Raw genomic sequence first — 17,752 nt, 5'->3', positions numbered from 1 at the left:
GTGCCATGACAGTTGGCGCTCTGACAGATGTGGCCGGACTGCGCGTGGGGCATGCCACGCGGACCGGCGGTGGTTGGCTGACCGGTACGACGGTCGTCCTGGCCCCGGAGGGCGGTGCCGTCGCAGCCGTGGACGTGCGCGGCGGCGGACCCGGCACCAAGGAGACCGATGCCCTTGATCCACGCAACGTGGTGCGAAAGGTCGAGGCGCTGGTCCTGACCGGCGGCAGTGCGTACGGGCTGGACTCGGCGGCGGGCGTGATGGCCTGGCTGGAGGAGAGGGGGCGCGGGGTACGCGTCGGGCCCGATCCGGCGCACGTGGTGCCGGTCGTCCCGGCAGCCTGTGTCTTCGACCTGGGGCGCGGCGGCGACTTCCGGGCCAGGCCCGACGCTGCGACCGGACGCGAGGCGGTGGCGGCAGCCGCCGCGAGCGAGCTCGGCGCGCCGGTCCAGGAGGGCTGCGTGGGCGCCGGCACGGGAGCGGCGGTCGGGAGCATGAAGGGAGGGGTCGGCGGCGCGAGCGCCGTGCTCGACTCGGGAGTCACGGTGGCGGCGCTGGTGGTGGCCAACGCGGCGGGGTCGGCGGTGGATCCACTGACGGGGGCGTTGTACGGGGAACTGCTTCAGGGACGTGTGACGTATCCGGCGAAGGAGGTGCACGAAGCGGCGCGGGCGCGGCTGGCCGAGACCGCGGCGAAGAACGGCGCTCCCCCGTTGAACACCACGCTCGCGGTGGTCGGCACCGACGCGGAGTTGTCGAAGGCGCAGGCGCAGAAGCTGGCGGGGACGGCGCACGACGGCATCGCGCGCGCCGTACGGCCGGTGCATCTGCTCAACGACGGGGACACGGTGTTCGCGCTCGCCACGGGGGCGCGTCCGCTGGCGGAGGAGAACCCTCTCGCGCTGAACGAGATCCTCGCGGCCGGGGCGGATGTGGTGACGCGGGCGATAGTACGGGCGGTACGGGCCGCCGAGTCGGTGGAGGGGCCGGGTGGGGCGTGGCCGGCGTACGGGGAGTTGTATGGCGAGTAGTAGTGGAGTCCGGAAGGCAGGGGGCCTGTGAGCGGGGGCGCGCGGGAAGGGGCGTCTGCCCCCTTCTGAGCAGGGGGGTTTGAGGCTGTGTCAGGGCGCTTGGGAACTTCTCACGCGGGTTCCACGTTTTCTGTGCGTACGTTTTCTCGGTTCCCGGACATGATGTCCGACTGAGGGGCTACGGTATGCACCCACAAGGTGACATGCAGCAACGCCGGGAGAAACCTTGAGCGTTCCGTACGAGACGGCAGCGTACGAGCCACCCGAGTCGCCCGAGTCTCCTGAGGAGCATCTCGCGCGACTCCTCGGCCGCGCCCTGAACTCCTTCGAGCTCTCCGACGAGACGATAGGGCGGCTGGACTGCGCGCTGGCGCACGACAGTTCGCTGCACTCCGCGCACCACAGTGCCGGGCTGCATCGCGAGACGTACCGGCACACGTGGCTGCTTGCCGACGGTTCGGCGCTCACGTTGTGGGAGCTGGTCCACAACACCGGGTCCGGCAGCCATGTGGAGCACGAGGTGTACGAGGACCGGGAGGAGTTGCGGGCGGCGACCGCGCGGTTGCCGCTGCCGCCGGACGAGCCGGAGTTCGAAGTGCCGGTCATGGCGCTGCATGCACCGGTTCCCGAGCCTCGGCATGTGTACGTGCTCGATGACTCGGCGGATCATGGGCGCCGGTTGCTGCGGCGGGCCGAGAACGTGGACCGGCCGGGCGAAGAGATGGCCGAGTTGCTGCGGATGGCGTTCGCGCACGAGATCACTCAGGCGTTTGGCCGGCCGTATGGGGGCCGGGGGGTGGGCTTCTCGCTCTACGAGCACGCGTTCCTGCTGCTGGACGGGCGGGAGTTGTCCCTCTGGGAGGTCGAGCACACGGCTACGCCTGACGGGCGGCACGTGTGCGAGGTGTACACGAGCGAGGACGCTGCACGGGATGCCATGGAGCGACACGCTGCGCGGGAGTCGTAACGCCGACCCAGGCCTTTGGACTGCCTTTGGGCGCGGACTGTGACACGTCTCGCGGGTACCACGAAGAACTCAAAATCTGCTAATTGAGACAAGCGGGCGGCAATCTCGGCCGCCCCGCTTCTCGCGCCGGGGGACTATACCGCCACGGTCACAGAAAGCCGTCGATACATTCGGCGAGCGCTACGCTCGCCGCGGCCGGGTGGCTTTCTTTGCGCGGGTCACCGAAACCTCCCCCTTGAATTCCCCCGAAGCGTTTCGCTCCGGTCACATAATCCCCATCCTCTAGATCAACGTGGGCGATACGGTGATCCGGCTTTGCAACATGGACACTCCGGCGCACGCAGACTGACCGCTGATCTGCGCCGTGGGGAGAACGAACCTATCTGGGGGAAGGATATTGTGACTCACCATCAGCACATACAAACGGCTGCAGCCGCCAAGGCGCCACGTCATCGTTGGGTGATCGCTCTGCTTGCGGTCCTCGCAGCGCTCATGGTTACCGTGGGGCAGGCGACCCCGGCCGATGCCGCCTCGACGAAGCGCGTCTGCGCCCCGTCCGGAAAGTGCGTCACGGTAAAGAAGTCCGAGTACTGCTATCCCGCCAAGGAGGGGTGCGGGAGGCAGATGTACCGAGAGGCACGCCCTGGGGAGTACTGCTCTCCCTCGGTTGGTTGCGTCACCTACGAGGGGAAGAACTACTTCTACACCGGGGGTCCGAAGCCGACGGAAGCGCAGAAGACTCTGGCTCGTAAATGTGGCGCCTCTCTCGGCGTTTCGTGGCTCGGTGCGCTCGGCTTCGGCGGCGGACCGGCTGGCGTCACCGTTCTCGGCGTGGCTGTGGCACTCTGGGGATGCTCGTGAGACTTCACGGGGCAGTAACAGCAGGAGGGCAAGAAACGACTCCCGCCCCACCAGCAGAAGTCCCTATCGACCGCTTTTCCGAGCGCTGTCGGTGAACTCCGGACCTGCATGACGAGGGCCTGCACAACCCGATTACGGTTGTGCAGGCCCTCGTCATGCTCGGGAGTGGCCCGTGCGGTATTTCCGTGGGGAATTTCCCGCATCAGGACAGGGTTCAGGCCCTGTCTCGATGCGTGTCCCGGATCCTCGTGGCCTACGCCGCCACCGGCTGCTTCGTCTCCGGTGCCATGACATCGGAGGACTCCGCAGTCGCCGGGCCCGTCTTGCGCATGCCCTTCAGAATGATGACCAGGCTTGCCGTGACCGCCGTACCGATCGCGATGGCCAACAGGTAAAGAACCGGCTTGCCGATCAGCAAGGTGACCCAGACGCCGCCGTGCGGGGCACGCAGGGTCGAGCCGAAGGCCATGCTCAGCGCGCCGGTGACCGCGCCGCCCGCCATGGAGGCAGGGATGACACGCAGAGGGTCGGCGGCCGCGAACGGTATCGCACCCTCGGTGATGAAGGAGGCGCCCAGGACCACGGCTGCCTTGCCGTTCTCCCGCTCAGCCGTGGTGAACAGCTTCTTACGGACGATGGTCGCGAGGGCCATGCCAAGCGGGGGCACCATGCCGGCCGCCATCACAGCCGCCATGATCTTCATGGCCGAGCTGCTCGGGTCCGCCACCGAGATGCCGGACGTTGCGAAGGTGTACGCGACCTTGTTGACCGGGCCGCCGAGGTCGAAGCACATCATCAGGCCGAGCAGGATGCCGAGCAGGATGGCGTTGGTGCCGGAGAGGCCGTTGAGCCAGTCGGTCAGGCCCTTCTGCACCTCGGAGATCGGCTTGCCGATGACCACGAACATCAGGAACCCGACGACCGCCGAGCCGATCAGCGGGATCACCACCACCGGCATGATGCCGCGCAGTACCGGCGGGATGTTGATCCGCTGGATTCCGAGGACCACGCCACCGGCGATCAGGCCAGCGGCCAGACCGCCCAGGAAGCCCGCGCCGATCGTCAGTGAGATCGCGCCACCTACGAAACCGGGGACGAGACCCGGCCGGTCGGCCATGCCGTAGGCGATGTAACCGGCGAGGACCGGGACGAGGAAGCCGAAGGCGGCGGCGCCTATCTGGAACAGCAGCGCGCCCCAGCTGTCGACCTGACCCCAGTCGAAGTGCTCGATGACGGGCTTGGCCTTGTCGATCTCCCAGCCGCCGATCGCGAAGCCGAGCGCGATGAGCAGACCGCCCGCGGCGACGAACGGGACCATGTAACTGACGCCGGTCATCAGCCACTTGCGGAGCTTGGTGCCATAGCCCTCGCCGGGCTCTCCGGTCCGCTCGACCGGCGTACCGCCGGGCTTGGCGGCCGCGGTGGCCTCGCCGCGCTCGGCCTTCGCCCGGACCTCGGCGATCAGCGCGGCGGGCTTGTTGATGCCCGCCTTCACGCCGACGTCCACGGTCGGCTTCCCGGCGAACCGGTCCTTCTCCCGTACGGGCACATCGTGCGCGAAGATCACGCCGTCCGCCGCGGCGATGACGGCGGGGTCGAGCCGGTTGAAGCCCGCCGAGCCCTGCGGCTCGACGACGACCTCGACGTCGGGGTTGTCGCGGCCCGCGTTCTCCAGCGCCTCGGCCGCCATGTACGTATGCGCGATGCCGGTGGGGCAGGAAGTGACGGCGACGATGCGGAACGGCCGGGCGTCCTCGCCCTCATCGGAGCCGCCGCCCTCCGGAGCCGCGCCGTCCTCGGCGCTCGCGCCCGGGGCCGGGGCCGGGGCCGAGGTGTCCGCTGTGGCTTCGGCGGAGGCCGCTCCTGCCGGTCCCGCCGCGGAGTCTTCGGTGCTGCCCACCGTGGTGGCAACCTGCGCGGCCACCGCGGGCTCGTTCCCGCGGATCAGGACGGCGGCCCCCTCCGCGTCGTCCACCGCCCGCAGCGCGGACGTGAACTCGGTGTTCATCAGCTGCCTGGCCAGCGACGACAGGATCGTGAGGTGAGCGTCGTCGGCCCCGGCCGGGGCGGCGATCAGGAAGATCAGGTCGGCGGGCCCGTCCGGAGCGCCGAAGTCGATCCCGGCGGCGCTGCGACCGAAGGCCAGCGTCGGCTCGGTGACGTGTTCGCTGCGGCAGTGCGGGATGCCGATGCCGCCGTCGAGGCCGGTGGGCATCTGTTCTTCGCGGGCGGCCACGTCGGCGAGGAAGCCGTCGAGGTCGGTCACCCGGCCCTTGGCAACCATGCGCTCGGCGAGGGCGCGCGCCGCCGCTTCTTTCGTATCGGCGGACAGGTCGAGGTCGACCAGATCCGCGGTGATCATCTCGCTCATCGCGGGCTCCTTCGCACGCGTATCGCCCGGGGGAAGTCATGGGCGGGGACGGGGGTGTTGCGTTCAGACCGGCTGCGTTCAGACGGGCTGCGTTCAGATGTGCCGCGCTCGACCGTGACTGAATTGCCGGAAGTGTCACATATGCCGAGGTCAGCGGGGAAGGAGGAGGCGGGGCCGGGGAAACCCCGCCTCCTCGTGGCTGCGGCGGGGAAGGGGAGGCCCCGCCACGTCAGTGCCGTTCCAGGTGCCGCACGAGGCGTACGGCTCATAGAGGCCGAACTGGCAGTAGCAGTACGGAAATTCATGACACCGGCTCCGTGAGTACTCGATCCACCGGAACCGACGACGTGACGGTCACGGCGTCGGGGTCGAGGTCGGCCGGGCCCGGCATCACGCTGCCGGGGAGCTGGACGGCTGCGGCGCCGTGCGCGACGGCGGAGGCGAGGGCATCGGGGCCGCTCCCGCCGGCGATCAGGAAACCGGCGAGCGAGGAGTCCCCCGCGCCCACATTGCTGCGGACCGCGTCGACCCGCGCGCTGCCGAACCACACGCCCGAGGCTTCGACGAGCAGCTGCCCGTCCGCGCCGAGGCTGGCCAGCACGGCTCCGGCGCCCTGTTCCCGCAGGTCCTCGGCGGCCTTGACCGCGTCGCCGACCGTGGCGAGGGGGCGGCCGACCGCTTCCGACAGTTCCTCGGCGTTCGGCTTGACGACGTCAGGGCGTTCACGCAGGGCCGCGAGCAGGGCCGGCCCTGAGGTGTCCAGTGCGATGCGGGTGCCGGCGGCGTGCGCCCGGGCGACCAGTGCGGCGTACCAGGACGGTGCGAGGCCGCGCGGCAGGCTGCCGCAGCAGGCGATCCAGGAGGCGTCGCGGGACTGGGTCCGCACCGTCTCCAGGAGCAACTCCTCTTCGGCGGGGGTGAGTTCGGGTCCGGGTGCGTTGATCTTCGTGAGTACCCCGTCGGCCTCCGCGAGCGCGATGTTGGAGCGCGTCGCCCCGGCGACCGGGACCGGCGCGACCTCGATGCCCTGCGCGTGGAGCAGGTCGGCGACGAGGGAGCCGGGGGCGCCGCCGAGCGGCAGTACGGCGACGGTGCGGCGGCCGGCCGCGGTGACCGCCCGCGAGACGTTGACGCCCTTGCCGCCCGGGTCCATGCGTTCGCCGGTGGCCCGGATGACCTCGCCGCGGTCGAGCGAGGGGATCTCGTAGGTCCGGTCGAGCGAGGGATTGGGGGTGACCGTGAGGATCATGTACGCACCACTTCCGTGCCGCCGCGTTTGAGGGCGGTCGCGTCTTCAGGGCTCAGCCCGCTGTCGGTGATCAGAACGTCCACATCGTCGAGGGCGCCGAAGCGCGCGAAGTGCTGCTGGCCGTGCTTGGCGGAATCGGCGAGCAGCACCACGCGGCGTGCGGCGGCGATGGCCGCGCGCTTCACGGCGGCCTCGGCGAGATCGGGCGTGGTCAGTCCGTACTCGAGGGAGAAGCCGTTCGTGGCGAGGAAGACGACATCGGCACGGATCTCTCCGTACGCCCGCAGCGCCCAGGCGTCGACAGCGGCGCGCGTACGGTGCCGTACGCGCCCCCCGACGAGGTGGAGCTGGATGCCCGGGTGGTCGGCGAGACGGGCCGCGATGGGGAGGCTGTGCGTCACGACGGTGAGCGTCCCCTCCAGCGGGAGGGCCCCGGCGAGCCGGGCGATCGTCGTGCCCGCGTCGAGAATCATCGTGCCGTTGCTGGGCAGTTCGGCGAGCGCGGCCTGCGCGATGCGGTCCTTCTCGTCGGCCGCGGTGGTCTCCCGCTCGGCCAGATCGGGCTCGAAGTCGAGCCGGCCGGCCGGAATGGCACCGCCGTGCACCCGGCGTACGAGTCCCGCGCGGTCCAGCGCCTTCAGGTCCCGCCGGATCGTCTCGGCCGTGACCTGGAACTCCTCGGCCAACGACACCACGTCCACGCGGCCACCGTCACGCGCCAGCCGGAGAATCTCCTGCTGTCGCTCCGGTGCGTACATGTCCGTTCGCCTCCGTCCATGCCCGAACGTGTGGTTTCACTCGGAGAGTACGCCCGAATTTCAGCCATGTAAACGGGGCGGGGCGTAAAAGTGGGCACGAACGGACATCGGTCGGAAGGAGCCAGAAAGGCAGGGCCTGAGTGCAGGGCATGAGGAGGGCAGGCCGGGCATGGGACACCCCTCAGGCCCGGTCCCAAGAGGGGACCGGGCCTGAGGATCGGGCGGGGTCGGTATGAACCGACGGCGTCAGCCCACGAGTTCGGGCTCCTTGTCCAGGGCGACGACGGGCGTCGGCTCGCCGCCCTCCACATGCTGGGCCGGCCGCTTCGGCAGGGCGAACATCAGCAGGAAGATGGCCGTCATCACCGCGGCGACCCACATCAGCGCGTTCTGGAAGGCATCGACGAAGGCCGCGCCCACCTCGGCCCGCGGCAGGTGGTCGGACATCGTGCCGAAGAAGACCACGGAGACCAGGCCGAGGCCGAGCGCGTTGCCCATCTGCTGGACCGTGCTGATGAGGCCGGACGCCGAGCCGGAGTGCTCGCGGGGCACCTCGGAGAGGATCGCGTCCGTCAGCGGCGCCACGATCAGGCCCATGCCCACGCCCATGACCACCAGCGGGAGTGCCATCTGCCAGGGCGCGATGGACAGGCCGTACCGCTCGGACTCCCAGATGTAGATCACGACACCGAGGGCCATGATCAGCGCGCCCGCCTGGAGCACCTTCCGGCCGAACCGCGGCGTCAGCTTCTGCACCGAGAGCCCGGCCGCCATCGACACCGCGATCGAGAAGGGGACGCCCGTCAGGCCGGCACGCAGCTCGCCCCACCCGAGGCCGATCTGCATGTAGAACGTCCACACCAGGAAGAAGATGCCGAGCGCGATCCCGAAGACCGTCTGCACCGCGATGCCCACCGCGAAGCTCTTGACCTTGAAGAGGGAGAGTTCGACCAGCGGCGAACCGTCCCGCGCGGTCTTCCTCCGCTCGTACGCCACCAGCGCCGCGAACACCACGAGCGCGCCGCCCATCGAGACGTAACCCCACATCGGCCAGCCCAGCTCACGGCCGCGGGTCAGCGGATAGAGCAGCATCAGCAGGCCGAGGGTGACGAGGGCGACGCCGACGAGGTCCAGCTTGAGGGCGCGCGGGGCCTTGGACTCCGTGATGTAGCGGCGGCCGAGGATCAGGCCCGCGATGCCCACCGGCAGGTTGATGAGGAAGATCGGGCGCCATTCGAGGCCGAACAGGTTCCACTCGGTGAGCAGCGCGCCCAGCAGCGGACCGGACACCGCCCCGAGCCCGACGACCGCACCGAACAGGCCGAACACCTTGCCGCGTTCGTGCGCCGGGAAGGTGGCGTGCACGATCGACAGCACCTGCGGCACCATCAGCGCGGCCATACCGCCCTGGAGGATGCGGGAGGCGACCAGCATCTCGGGGTTCACGGCGAACCCGCAGAGGGCCGATGCCAGCGTGAATCCGCCGATGCCGATGAGGAAGAGGCGCTTACGGCCGTGGATGTCGCCGAGCCGCCCGCCGGTGATCAGACCTGCGGCGAAGGCAAGCGCATATCCGGCCGTGATCCACTGGATCTGGCCGAACGACGCGCCGGCCTCCCGCTGGATGGACGGGATCGCGATGTTGACGATCGTGACGTCGACCAGATCCATGAAGGCCGCGGTCATCACGATGGCGAGGGCGATCCATCGTCGCCGGTCGGCCGTGGCGGCCGGGCTGTTGCGAGGGGTCTCGGTGGAAGTCATGCCTCGAAGTTAGGGGGCTACTAGGTCAGATTGTGTCCTAGTAGTCGGGCATGCTCGAAGAAGCCAGAAAACGGAAACGCTGAGAGGGAGACAACGCATGACCACCGACACCCCGGCCAGGCTCCTCACGCTCCTCTCCCTGCTCCAGACCCCGCGTGAATGGCCCGGCGGCGAGCTCGCCGACCGGCTCGGGGTCTCGCGGCGGACCGTACGGCGGGATGTGGACCGGCTGCGGGAACTGGGGTATCCCGTGCAGGCGACGATGGGGGCGGACGGCGGATACCGGCTGGTCGCCGGGAAGGCCATGCCGCCGCTCGTGCTCGACGACGAGGAGGCGGTGGCGATCGCGGTCGGGCTGCGGGCCGGTGCCGGGCACGCCCTCGAGGGCGTCGACGAGGCATCCGTACGGGCGCTCGCCAAGCTGGAGCAGGTCCTGCCGAGCCGGTTGCGCCACCGGGTTTCCACGCTCCAGGCCGCTACCACTCCCCTGACCAGCGGGGACGGGGCGAGCATCGCGCCCGAGACGCTGACCGTGATGGCCTCGACCGTCGCGGGCCAAGAGCGGCTGCGGTTCGCCTACCGCTCGGGGGACGGCACGCCCTCGAAGCGCCTGACCGAGCCGTACCGTCTGGTGTCGACCGGCCGCCGCTGGTATCTCGTCGCGTACGACCTCGACCGCGAGGACTGGCGTACGTTCCGCGTCGACCGGGTCAGCGAGCCCTTCGCGACGGGCGCCCGTTTCGCGCCCCGTGAGCTGCCGACGGGGAGCGCGGCCGAGTATCTGCGGCAGTCGATGTACCGGCGGCAGGAGACGTACGAGTTCGAGGTGACGTTCGCGGCGCCCGCGGAGGTCATCGCGGCCCGGCTGCCCAAATGGCTCGGCACTCCCGAGCCTCTTGACGACCAGAGCTGCCGGCTCCGGGCCGCCGTCGGCGACCAGGTGGAGTGGATGGCGGTGCGGCTTGCCATGGTGGACTGCGAGTTCGTCGTCCATGAACCAGCGGAACTGGTGCAGTGCGTACGGGAGTTGGGGGGCCGCCTTACTCGGGCGGCGGTCCCCCGCTGAGGGCTCCGCCCGGGGGCGTATTCAGACTGCGGGCCGTCTATGGCTGGTCGCGCAGTTCCCCGCGCCCCTGAAGGGGCGCACCGTCCTGGCCGGACTTCACCAGTCCCCCACTACCAGTAGGGGCCGCAGAACCTGCCCTCGTGACACAATGTGTCCACAGGGTCACCCCGGGGTTCAGGTCCGGGGTGGCCCTTCGCCTGTCCCCGCATCCTCACAAAGATGGAGCCGAGCCCCGGCGCCAGGGGGAGAGGCGCCGGAGGCTCGGCTCTCGGGAAGTCCCGGCGCCGGGGGGACAGCGTCGGGACTTGGTCCTGGGAGCCCTGAGGTCTTGTGCCCGGGCTCGGGCGGTTGATGCGGGCGTGAACCTTCTTGTCTGCGACCCATCGAACGGCGACCCCCGGGCGTTACGCCGCCGCGTCGAACCCGGTCTGGCGGGCCAGCTTCTTGAGCTCCAGCAGCGCGTGCTTCTCGATCTGGCGGATGCGCTCGCGGGTGAGGCCGTGCTCCTTGCCGACCTCGGTCAGCGTGCGCTCCCGGCCGTCCTCGATGCCGTACCGCATCTTGATGATCGAGGCCGTGCGCTGGTCGAGCCGCCCGATGAGGTCGTCGAGCTCCTCGCTCCGCAGCAGTGTGAGCACGGACTGCTCGGGCGAGACCGCCGAGGTGTCCTCGAGCAGGTCGCCGAACTGCGTCTCGCCCTCGTCGTCCACCGACATGTTCAGCGAGACCGGGTCGCGGGCCCAGTCCAGCACGTCTATGACGCGCTCCGGGTTCGAGCCCAGCTCCGCGGCGATCTCAGCGGGCTCCGGCTCCCGACCGTGCTCGCGGTTGAACTCGCGCTGTACTCGGCGGATCCGGCCCAGCTCCTCCACCAGGTGGACGGGAAGCCGGATGGTCCGCGACTGGTCGGCGATCGAGCGTGTGATGGCCTGACGGATCCACCAGGTCGCGTACGTCGAGAACTTGAAGCCCTTGCGGTAGTCGAACTTCTCGACCGCGCGCACCAGGCCCGCGTTCCCCTCCTGGATCAGGTCGAGGAGCGGAAGGCCACTACGGGGGTAGCGGCGGGCGACCGCGACGACCAGGCGCAGGTTGGAGCGGATGAAGATGTCCTTGGCCCGCTCACTGTCGGCCACCAGCGCCTCCAGCTCCTCGCGGGAGGCGTCGACCTTGGCGTCGGTCACCTCGCCGTCGAGGATCTGCTGGGCGAACACACCCGCCTCGATGGTCTGGGACAGCTCGACCTCCTTGGCGGCGTCGAGCAGCGGTGTACGCGCTATCTCGTCGAGGTACATGCCGACCAGGTCGCGGTCGGCGATCTCGCCCGCGCGAACGCTGCGTACCGCGTCGGTCTCGCCAGTGGCGGACTTGTGACGGGCGACGGCACGGGTTGCCATGCGTGCTCCCTTGCGTGGTGGGCTTGCGGGTCATCTGTGGGGGTTCGGCCACCCTTCCGGGTGCCCTGCTTCCGATGGAAACAACGACTGGAATCCGGACAGAATTCCCAACCCGCCCCTCAATTTTTCTGATCTTGCAGTACCCTGTGCCGCCACAAAGGGAGGCCAGATGTCGTCGGAACGTACAGAGGTGCTGGTCAGGCCGGGAGTCGAGGGTGACCTCGTCGCTCTCACCGACCTCTACAACCACTACGTACGCGAGACGCCCATCACGTTCGATACCGCGGTCTTCACTCCGGAAGAACGCCGCCCTTGGCTGCTCTCCCACCCTGAAGACGGTCCGCACCGCTTGAAGGTTGCCGTAGAGGTGGACTCACAGCTGATTCTGGGTTATGCCACATCCAGCCTTTACAAGATGAAGCCCGCCTACGGCACCTCGGTCGAGGTCACCATCTACCTCGCCCCCGACGCGGGCGGGCGCGGCATCGGCACGCTGCTGTACAAGTCCCTGTTCGAGGATCTGGCTCGCGAGGACCTGCACCGGGCGTACGCGGGAATCACCCAGCCGAACGAGGCGTCCGTACGACTCCACGAGCGCTTCGGCTTCCGGTACGTCGGCACGTATCGCGAGGTCGGGCGGAAGTTCGGACGGTACTGGGACGTGGCCTGGTACGAGAAGGAACTCTAGTGGCGCTTCCCGTACAGGGAACACCCCCCGGGGCAGCAGAGGCTGCGGCCGGGGGGTGACGCCGTCAGCCGAACTGCACCGACCGCTTGGCCATGCCGAACCAGAAGCCCTCGATGACGGCCTTCTGGTCCTTCAGTTCGCCCACCGCGTCCGCCGCACCCATGGTCACGAAGAGCGGGGCGAAGTGTTCGGTGCGGGGGTGGGCGAGGCGGCCCGCCGGGGACTTGCGCTCGAAGTCGAGCAGCCCGTCGATGTCGGCGGCCTCCAGGGCCCTGCGGCCCCAGTCGTCGAACTCACTCGACCAGGAGGGGACTCCGCCCGTGTGCCGCAGGGCAGCGAGGTTGTGCGTGAAGAAGCCGGAGCCCACGATCAGGACGCCCTCGTCGCGCAGCGGTGCCAGCTTGCGGCCGATGTCCATCAGTCGGACCGGGTCGAGCGTGGGCATCGAGATCTGGAGCACGGGGATGTCGGCCGCCGGGAACATCTCGACGAGCGGGACGTACGCACCGTGGTCGAGGCCGCGGTCGGGGATGTCCTGCACGGGGGTGCCGGGGGCACGCAGCAACTTGCGTACGGACTCGGCGAGTTCGGGGGCGCCGGGAGCCTCGTAACGGACCCGGCAGTAGTGCTCGGGGAAGCCCCAGAAGTCGTAGACGAGCGGGATGGTCTCGATCGCGCCGAGGGCCAGCGGGGCCTCCTCCCAGTGGGCGGAGACCATGAGGATCGCCTTGGGGCGCGGCAGATCGGCTGACCAACCGGCCAGTTCGCCGGGCCAGATGGGGTCGTCGGCCAGCGGCGGGGCTCCGTGCGAGAGGTAGAGCGCGGGCATGCGCTCGGAGACGGAACGCTCCTCGGTGGCGGCGGACATGGCGGCGGCTCCCCTCCGGTGACCTTGCACTTGATTCTTATGCTTGAACCCTCAACTTATCTGAAAAGGACAATAACTCCCTTTCGTTTAAAATTCAAGGAGGCGTCCTCTACAGTAGGTACATGGACACGGCACACATTGAAGAGCCGCGCTGGCTCAGCGATGAGGAACAGCGCGTGTGGCGTGCGTATGTGCATGCCGCCGCCCTCCTCGAGGACCATCTTGACCGTCAGCTGCAGCGCGACGCGAAGATGCCGCACATCTATTACGTTCTGCTCGCCTGCCTCAGTGAGGCACCGCACAGGCGACTGCGGATGACTGAACTCGCGATGATGATGAAGATCACGCGGTCCCGGCTCTCCCATGCCGTCGCCCGGCTGGAGAAGAACCGCTGGGTGCGGCGCGAGGACTGCCCCTCGGACAAGCGCGGACAGTTCGCGATCATCACTGACCAGGGCCTCTCAGTCCTGGAGCAGGCCGCGCCCGGTCACGTCAACGCCGTCCGCCATGCCGTCTTCGACCGGCTTTCCCCGGACCAGCAGAAGGCCCTCGGCGAGGCCCTGCAGATCATCGCCGAGGGGCTCGAGCCGAAGGATGCCGGCGCGGATCTGCCTTGGCTTCGTTGAGAGGCTCGCTCGTTCAGGGCATGAATCTGCCCCGGCTCCACCGCTCATGGAGCCGGGGCAGATCCCGGATTCGTACGTACGAAGTCGTCCCCACCACTGCGTACGTACGAGGGTCAGTGGGTGACCCCGTGGCGTCCCGTCAGTGTGCGATCACCGGGACCGGCAGCTCGTCCTCGGCTTCGTCGCCCGCGCCGGCGGCCGTCGCCGACATGTCGGGCTTGCCGGCGTTGACGAGTGTGCCGACGATCGCCGCGGCGAGCACCAGCATCCCGACGGCGAACCAGATCGCGTTGGTGTAGCCGTGCACCTGGCCCTGAAGCTGGACCAGCTGCTGCTGGGAGCGGGAGGTCGCGGAGCCGATGTGGTCCGCGATGTAGGAGGTCGTGGCCGACGCGGCGATCGTGTTCAGCAGGGCCGTACCGATCGCACCGCCCACCTGCTGCGAGGTGTTGACCATCGCGGAGGCGACACCGGCGTCCCGGGGCTCGACGCCCAGGGTGGCCAGGGACATGGCCGGCATGAACGCCGTACCCATACCGAGACCGAGCAGGAGCATCGCCGGCAGGATGATCGAGGCGTACGACGAGCCGATCTCCAGCTGTGTCATCAGGAGCATGCCGACCGCCGCGACCAGGAAGCCGGGGCCCATCAGCAGCCGCGCGGGAACGCGGGTCATCAGACGCGTGCCGATCTGGGTCGAGCCGACCATCATGCCGACGATCATCGGCATGAAGGCGAAGCCGGTGCTGATCGGCGAGTAGCCCTTCACGATCTGCAGGTAGTAGGTCAGGAAGAGGAACGTGCCGAACATCGCGATGATCGCGATACCGAGCGAGAGGTACACCCCGCCGCGGTTGCGGTCGGTGATGACGCGCAGCGGCAGCAGCGGGGCCTTGACCCTGGCCTCGGTGACGACGAACGCGAGCAGCAGGACCGCGGAGGCGACGAACATGCCGACGGTCACGGAGTCGCCCCAGCCGTCGGACTCGGCGCGGGTGAAGCCGTAGACCAGCGCGACCAGGCCGAGGGTGGACAGCAGGACACCCGGGATGTCGAGCGGGTTGCGGTTGCGGCCACCCTCCGGCTCACGGATCACGAAGTACGCGCCGAGCGCCGCGATGATCGCGAACGGGATGTTGACGAAGAACGTCCAGCGCCAGTCCATGTACTCGGTCAGGACACCGCCGAGGATGAAGCCGACGGCGCCGCCGCCACCGGCGATCGCACCGTAGATGCCGAAGGCCTTGGCGCGCTCCTTGGCGTCCGTGAACATCACGGCGAGCAGGGAGAGCGCGGCGGGCGCGAGCAGTGCGCCGAACACGCCCTGGAGGGCGCGGGCGCCGAACATCATCGCCTCGTTGGTGGCCGCACCGCCGAGCGCGGAGGCCGCGGCGAAGCCGATCAGGCCGACGACGAAGGCCCGCTTACGGCCCCACAGGTCGGCGATACGGCCGCCGAAGAGCAGGAGACCGCCGAACGCGAGGGCGTAGGCCGTGACGACCCACTGCCGGTTGCCGTCCGATATCCCCAGGTCCTGCTGGGCGGAGGGCAGGGCGATGTTCACGATGGTCGCGTCGAGCACGACCATCAGCTGGGCGAGCGCGATGAAGACGAGCGCTTTCCAGCGGTTGGGATCGGAAGCCGACGCCTTGGCGGCGGTGGCCTGGTCTGTTTCAGACATGGGAGTACCCACTTCGGGACTTCGTGACGGAAAAAGGTGTCGGAAAGGGACGGCTCCCCGGCGGTGACGTCCCCGTCGACGTCTTTGCCGGTGGCGGCCGGAAGCTTGGTGCTCTAGTGACTGGCTTGGGGCGCCGAACTAATCGGTCGGGACTAATCGGTCAGGCTCGTCGCAGATCCTCCATGGTCACGGCCGTGCCCGGCAGCTCGGAGTGGGCCGGCGCCCGCAGACCGTCCAGGAACAGCTGCAGGTGTCGGTGGACGAACCGGTCGTGGCTCAGGCATCCGGTGCCGGCCGGGGGCCTGCTGAGCTGGGCCACGGCGATCATGACGTCGCCGACGCCCACGTCGGGGCGGAGCTGCCCTGCCAGGCGGGCGCGCTCCATCAATCGCTCGGTCAGGCCCTCGATGCGCCGGCGCGCGGCTTCCAGATCCGGGTGGTGCTGGTCGAAGGTGCTGGACATCATCGGGCAGAGCGCGGTGATCCGCTCGTCGGCGGCCGCGTGCACGAAGCGCGACAGCGCCTCGAACGCGTCGCCGGTCTCGGCGAGCTCGCGCTCGGCAGCCTCCGACGTACGGTCCATGACCGAGCAGACGACCTCCCGCACCAGCGCGTCGCGGTCCGGGAAGTTCCGGTACACCGTGGCGTTGCCGACGCCGGCCCGGCGGGCGATCTCGTCGAGCGGCACGTCGGGGCCGAACTCGACGAACATCTCCCGGGCGGCGGTGACGATCCGCTCCCGGTTGCGCAGGGCGTCGGCGCGCGGCCGGGTTGCCCTGCGCTGCACGGGGGTTGCGGTCTGCACGGCGTACTCCTGAGTGCTGATGAATCGCGATCCGGGGAAGGTCTCCCCGCTTCGCTCGGACACACATCTAAACGGGGAGACGCTCCCCGGATATTTCCCGCCTGAGGAAATTTCCTGTGACCCGAGTCACATCCCCCTCTGGGCCCACGTTCGGTCTCCTCCAGCGCGCGCCCGCCCAGCAGCCGGAACAGGGTGATCGGACAGGGTGCAGCCGGAGACAGCAGGCTGCCTGGAGCGAAAGGCCCCCTGCATGCAGCCCTCCAGCCGTCGGATACGTAGGCGCCGCCGTGCCGCCGCCCTCGCCTCGGTCACCCTGCTGACGCTGGTGGTCAGCACCTCGGCGGACAGCGGCCGGCTGCCGGCCGGTTCGGCCACGGCGGCGGGACCGACAGCGACGGCACGCCCGGCGGCGCTCGGCCCCTGCATGATCAGCGGCGCGGTGGACGTACAGCTGTCGGAGGGCATCCCGACCCCGCCCGGCTACGCCCGCTCCACCGGCACCGTCCGGGCCCTGAACCTCATGGTCGACTTCTCCGACGCGCCCGGCCGGGGCAGCGCGCTCGACCGCTACCGCGAGTTCTTCCCGCAGACCACCCGCTGGTTCCGCACCAGTTCGTACGGCCGTCTCGACTACCGCCCCGCGGCCCCCGTGGGCGACTGGCTGCGGATGCCCAAGCCCTTCAAGGCGTACGGGATAGAGCGCGGCGCCCCCTTCGATCCCGCGTACCGGAAGCTGGTCGAGGACCTCGTGGCCGTGGCCGATCCGAAGGTGGACTTCAAGGCGTACGACCTGCTGAATGTCCTGGTCACCCCGAACGCGGGCCCCTCCGCCCTGGACACCGTCCTGTCGGTGACCTTCGCGGGCAACGCGGAGGCGCCGGTCGCCGACGGCGTGCCCGTCGCCAACGCGTCCTTCATCTACAGCCGCCAGGACGACGGCTCCGGCTCGTACGACAAGACCGGCTATCGCGTACTCCCCCACGAGAACGGCCATGTCTTCGGCCTGCCCGACCTCTACACCCAGGACGGGGGCGGCGCGGTCGGGCACTGGGACATCATGAGCGAGGACTGGGGCGCCGGTAACGATCTGCTGGCCTGGCACAAGTGGAAGCTCGGCTGGCTCGACGACGAACAGGTCGCCTGCGCGACCGCACCCGGCACCACCGAACACGTCCTGACCCCGCTGCCCGAACGCGGCGGCGGCAAGCTGGTCTTCATACCGGTCGACGCGAAGAGGGGGTATGCGGTCGAGCTGCGCACTCCCGGCGGCAATGACGAGGACGTCTGCAAGTCGGGCGTACTCGTCTACAAGGTGGACGCGGACGTCGACACCGGGTACGGCCCCATAAACGTCGTCGACTCCACCGAGGACAGCGGGGGGTGCACGCGCAGCCCGAACGTACACGCGGAGTTGTCGGATGCGGCCTTCGCGCCGGGGCGGCAGTTCAAGGACGCGGGGGCGGGAATCCGGATCCGTGTCGGGGAGACCGACGGGGACGGGAATCAGCGGGTGTCCGTCACGCGCCGGTGACGCGGATGCGCGCCGGGCGCCGGTGACGCGGATGCGCGCCGGGCTCCGGTGAGGTGCTGCGGCTCCGGTTGGGTTCGGGTGGTTCGTGC

15 protein-coding genes are annotated in these 17,752 nt (G+C 69.4%); 7 read left to right on the top strand and 8 right to left on the bottom strand.

What is annotated here, in order from left to right:
* Positions 1–5 precede the first annotated feature (5 nt).
* The 3 genes from ABD357_RS33270 (at position 6) to ABD357_RS33260 (ending at position 2,859) form a co-directional block, all read left to right on the top strand.
* Positions 6–1,031 carry a P1 family peptidase gene (locus ABD357_RS33270; protein ID WP_344394837.1) on the top strand — a complete coding sequence of 342 codons (1,026 nt, stop codon included), beginning with the start codon at positions 6–8 and terminating at the stop codon, positions 1,029–1,031.
* A gap of 226 nt (positions 1,032–1,257) precedes the next feature.
* Positions 1,258–1,998: a DUF6227 family protein gene (locus ABD357_RS33265; protein ID WP_344394835.1), complete on the top strand. Its 741-nt coding sequence runs from the start codon at positions 1,258–1,260 to the stop codon at positions 1,996–1,998.
* A 459-nt stretch (positions 1,999–2,457) separates the two neighbouring features.
* Complete coding sequence (locus ABD357_RS33260; protein WP_344394833.1) at positions 2,458–2,859, top strand: hypothetical protein; 402 nt, start codon at positions 2,458–2,460, stop codon at positions 2,857–2,859.
* Positions 2,860–3,112: 253 nt separating this feature from the next.
* Here ABD357_RS33260 and ABD357_RS33255 read toward each other — a convergent pair whose 3' ends face one another.
* The 4 genes from ABD357_RS33255 to ABD357_RS33240 form a co-directional block, all read right to left on the bottom strand.
* Complete coding sequence (locus tag ABD357_RS33255; RefSeq protein ID WP_344394831.1) at positions 3,113–5,230, bottom strand: PTS fructose transporter subunit IIABC; 2,118 nt, start codon at positions 5,228–5,230, stop codon at positions 3,113–3,115.
* A 301-nt stretch (positions 5,231–5,531) separates the two neighbouring features.
* On the bottom strand, positions 5,532–6,479 hold the full coding sequence (gene pfkB, locus ABD357_RS33250; protein ID WP_344394829.1) for a 1-phosphofructokinase: 948 nt from the start codon (positions 6,477–6,479) through the stop codon (positions 5,532–5,534).
* The gene (locus ABD357_RS33245) at positions 6,476–7,237 is read right to left on the bottom strand and encodes a DeoR/GlpR family DNA-binding transcription regulator (protein WP_344394827.1); all 762 of its coding nucleotides are present in this window, start codon (positions 7,235–7,237) and stop codon (positions 6,476–6,478) included. Before ABD357_RS33245 ends, pfkB begins: the two co-directional genes overlap by 4 nt.
* A 246-nt stretch (positions 7,238–7,483) precedes the next feature.
* On the bottom strand, positions 7,484–9,001 hold the full coding sequence (locus ABD357_RS33240) for an MFS transporter (RefSeq protein ID WP_344394825.1): 1,518 nt from the start codon (positions 8,999–9,001) through the stop codon (positions 7,484–7,486).
* 97 nt (positions 9,002–9,098) lie between these two features.
* On the opposite strand from ABD357_RS33240, the gene ABD357_RS33235 reads away from it, so the two are divergent.
* Positions 9,099–10,067 (top strand): helix-turn-helix transcriptional regulator, encoded by a 969-nt coding sequence (locus ABD357_RS33235; protein ID WP_344394823.1) that lies wholly within the window; start codon positions 9,099–9,101, stop codon positions 10,065–10,067.
* 404 nt (positions 10,068–10,471) lie between these two features.
* Here ABD357_RS33235 and ABD357_RS33230 read toward each other — a convergent pair whose 3' ends face one another.
* The gene (locus ABD357_RS33230) at positions 10,472–11,464 is read right to left on the bottom strand and encodes a sigma-70 family RNA polymerase sigma factor (RefSeq protein ID WP_344394821.1); all 993 of its coding nucleotides are present in this window, start codon (positions 11,462–11,464) and stop codon (positions 10,472–10,474) included.
* Between the two features lie 169 nt (positions 11,465–11,633).
* Here ABD357_RS33230 and ABD357_RS33225 point away from each other — a divergent pair, with 169 nt between their 5' ends.
* Positions 11,634–12,152, top strand: a complete 519-nt coding sequence (locus ABD357_RS33225) for a GNAT family N-acetyltransferase (RefSeq protein WP_344394819.1) — start codon at positions 11,634–11,636, stop codon at positions 12,150–12,152.
* Positions 12,153–12,216: 64 nt separating this feature from the next.
* On the opposite strand, the gene ABD357_RS33220 is transcribed toward ABD357_RS33225, so the two are convergent.
* Positions 12,217–13,020 (bottom strand): dioxygenase family protein, encoded by an 804-nt coding sequence (locus tag ABD357_RS33220; protein WP_344394817.1) that lies wholly within the window; start codon positions 13,018–13,020, stop codon positions 12,217–12,219.
* A 122-nt stretch (positions 13,021–13,142) separates the two neighbouring features.
* Between ABD357_RS33220 and ABD357_RS33215 the strand changes: the two genes are divergently transcribed.
* Positions 13,143–13,646: a MarR family winged helix-turn-helix transcriptional regulator gene (locus tag ABD357_RS33215; RefSeq protein WP_344394815.1), complete on the top strand. Its 504-nt coding sequence runs from the start codon at positions 13,143–13,145 to the stop codon at positions 13,644–13,646.
* A gap of 139 nt (positions 13,647–13,785) precedes the next feature.
* Here ABD357_RS33215 and ABD357_RS33210 read toward each other — a convergent pair whose 3' ends face one another.
* Positions 13,786–15,327, bottom strand: a complete 1,542-nt coding sequence (locus ABD357_RS33210; protein WP_344394813.1) for an MFS transporter — start codon at positions 15,325–15,327, stop codon at positions 13,786–13,788.
* A gap of 160 nt (positions 15,328–15,487) precedes the next feature.
* Positions 15,488–16,132, bottom strand: coding sequence for a TetR/AcrR family transcriptional regulator (locus ABD357_RS33205; protein ID WP_344394811.1), 645 nt, complete (start codon positions 16,130–16,132; stop codon positions 15,488–15,490).
* 250 nt (positions 16,133–16,382) lie between these two features.
* On the opposite strand from ABD357_RS33205, the gene ABD357_RS33200 reads away from it, so the two are divergent.
* Positions 16,383–17,663: a M6 family metalloprotease domain-containing protein gene (locus tag ABD357_RS33200; RefSeq protein ID WP_344394809.1), complete on the top strand. Its 1,281-nt coding sequence runs from the start codon at positions 16,383–16,385 to the stop codon at positions 17,661–17,663.
* Positions 17,664–17,752 lie beyond the last annotated feature (89 nt).

Source organism: Streptomyces vastus, assembly GCF_039532825.1.
Classification (GTDB): Bacteria; Actinomycetota; Actinomycetes; order Streptomycetales; family Streptomycetaceae; genus Streptomyces; species Streptomyces vastus.
Note: the sequence above shows the minus strand (reverse complement) of the source record. Positions and strands in the feature narration are given on the sequence as shown.